This is a genomic window from Methylobacterium sp. C33D, from assembly GCF_053345825.1.
Map to the genome: position 1 here is coordinate 1 of NZ_JBKFAV010000217.1, position 296 is coordinate 296.

General features: G+C 62.2%; 1 protein-coding gene. It reads left to right on the forward strand.

Annotated features, from left to right (window positions below; genetic code table 11):
* Positions 1–215 (forward strand): 4Fe-4S binding protein (locus tag ACLBXO_RS32115; RefSeq protein ID WP_447687958.1); only part of this gene is annotated, 215 nt, incomplete at its 5' end.
* Between the last annotated feature and the right edge of the window lie 81 nt (positions 216–296).

Consider the following 296-nt stretch of genomic DNA (forward strand, 5'->3'; position numbering starts at 1 on the left):
AATGCTTTCATCTCGATGAAAGTATGACCTACATCGACCCTGAAAACTGTATCGATTGCGGCGGTTGCGCGCCGATCTGCCCTGTGGGGGCGATTCATCCATCCTGGCAGATGCCGGCGGGCATGGCGGAGTGGATCGAGATCAACAAGGTACGGGCCGCCGAGACCCCCGTGATCGCGGCGAAGATTCCCCCGCTTCCCGGGGCCGACGAGTAGGCGAAGCGGCTGGCATCATGACCGAACCCCATCGCATTGCCGTCGTCGGAAGCGGACCGGCGGGATTCTACGTGACGGAGG